This is a genomic window from Cysteiniphilum litorale (assembly GCF_003428165.1).
GTDB lineage: Bacteria > Pseudomonadota > Gammaproteobacteria > Francisellales > Francisellaceae > Caedibacter > Caedibacter litoralis.
The window spans coordinates 1-1,902 of record NZ_QLIQ01000111.1; the positions used below are offsets into that span (position 1 = coordinate 1).

Genomic DNA, 1,902 nt, shown 5'->3' on the forward strand with positions numbered 1-1,902 from the left:
GTAAATTTAGGCAATTTAGCCGCTTTAATCATTAATGGTGCGCCTGTTTTTGGATTACGCCCACTACGGGCTGCACGCTTACCAACACTGAATTTACCAAAGCCTGTAAAGCTGACAGACTCCCCCTTTTTAACAATTTCAGTAATTGAGTCAATAAAGGCATTTACGGCATCTTTCGCACTTGCTTTGCTAATATCCATTTTCTCTGCAATCATCGCTTCAAACTCAAGTTTACTGTACTGTTTCACTTTATTTTCTTTACTTTCTTTTTTTGTTTTGTCTGCCATACTTTACTCCGATTTATTTACCATTCCACTTGCACTTGCTGAAATTATTTGAATGGATACACTAAATACAATAGCCTGATCAACACGTCAGGTCAATGGATGATGGTTGTTAAACTGCTACCACGCCATGATCTATACAGCGCATTATGTGAACTCAATATATCTGACTGAATATGTTTTCTGATTTCAGCATAAGGGCAAATATTTATTTTTAATAATTCAGGATAAAGCACTATATTATGCTTACGGCAGTATCTGCGAATTGTTGACTGGGTGAATCCCGTAACCAATGCCACTTTGGCGTGAGTATATTGCTGCCGTTGAAACTCTTTTAATACTGCCGTTACTGATCGTTGATATCGACTTGTAATTAATGCTTCAAACGTGGGCTTTCGATGTTTATTTGCCATAACATTATCCAAAATAACATAACTTATCTTTCCTGATCACCTTAAAAATAAACCGATAAATCGAGCGTCCATGCGTTAGAATGCTGATGGTTATACATATGCATATACGCATACTCTAAACCAATTAATACATTTTCCGTAAAAAACGGACGCTGTACCGCTGCAATCATCATACGATTAATACCAGAACCACTGACTTTAACGCCTCCACTGTTGTCGCTTCCCTGTGTACTATAGCAATTGATAGGACTGCCACTTAAGGTAATCGGAATATCATTGGTATTGTAAGCACCGTGATACGACAAACTAAAGTTCGTTGATCGTCCATAAACCTCTGGTGCTAATCCCGCACGCACATACCATGCTCCCGCATAGCTGTTATTGGTAACGGTTGACGTATGGGTCGTCTGTGCCCAACCTGCACCAACGCCATAAATATCATACGCCACCGTTGCCCCCGTATTAACAGCGCCAATCCTTGTCTTATCCGCTGTACCAGAACGGGTTGCTGCATTGAATGATGGATTGCCTGTGCCATTCACATCATGGACATAGCCAACATTCATCCCCAATAGCCATTGTTCAATCTGCTTGCCATAAAACAATGCCGATGAAAAATCGCTAGTGTGATCATCTGTCTGAAATAAGGTAACATTAGCACTTAAGCCATGATCAAAATAAGCGACTGACGCGTTCGTTACGCGATTCGGTCTAAACAACATCTGCACCAGTGACCCTGTCCAAACACCACCGCCTGCAAAGGAACCAATCGGTAATCGATTCTTACCAACGGTGGCATAAACAGGAAAATCATCTAAATTACCAAACATCACAAACGCATCACTAACCACAGGTGATGTATTTTCATTACCAAGCAATGTCATCTCAGCGGTCACATAACGTCCTAAGTTTGCTGCGGTATATAATGCAGCGGTCGTTAAATATAACCCTTTGCCAGACTGGTAGGTATTAACCACTTTTTCTGATTTGGCTGTTCGGTTTGCTCTGACAATGGTGCTACCATTCCAGACACTGCCATCAGCTTCTAAATAGCCCCCAAAAACTAATGCTTTATCACTGTATTTATTGCGATGCTGCAATATATTTAAGCCAAACTGTGATGAATTCATCTTACCAAACGGTAAACCGCCCTCATGCAGATTGGAGAACAAAAAGTTTTGAAGTTGACCACGATTCGTTGGAAA

General features: G+C 40.6%; 3 protein-coding genes. All 3 read right to left on the bottom strand.

The window, feature by feature from the left end; all coding sequences use genetic code 11:
- Positions 1–287 (bottom strand): HU family DNA-binding protein (locus DNJ75_RS14700; RefSeq protein ID WP_157968397.1); only part of this gene is annotated, 287 nt, incomplete at its 3' end.
- A gap of 92 nt (positions 288–379) precedes the next feature.
- Positions 380–697, bottom strand: a complete 318-nt coding sequence (locus tag DNJ75_RS14705; protein ID WP_117004177.1) for a hypothetical protein — start codon at positions 695–697, stop codon at positions 380–382.
- 41 nt (positions 698–738) lie between these two features.
- Positions 739–1,902, bottom strand: a 1,164-nt coding sequence (locus DNJ75_RS14710; protein WP_117004178.1) for an LbtU family siderophore porin, incomplete at its 5' end; no start/stop codon positions are given.

What these genes read in the sequence shown, in the direction of transcription:
- DNJ75_RS14705 (WP_117004177.1), bottom strand. Translation starts at nt 697, where the DNA reads ATGGCAAATAAACATCGAAAGCCCACGTTTGAAGCATTAATTACAAGT.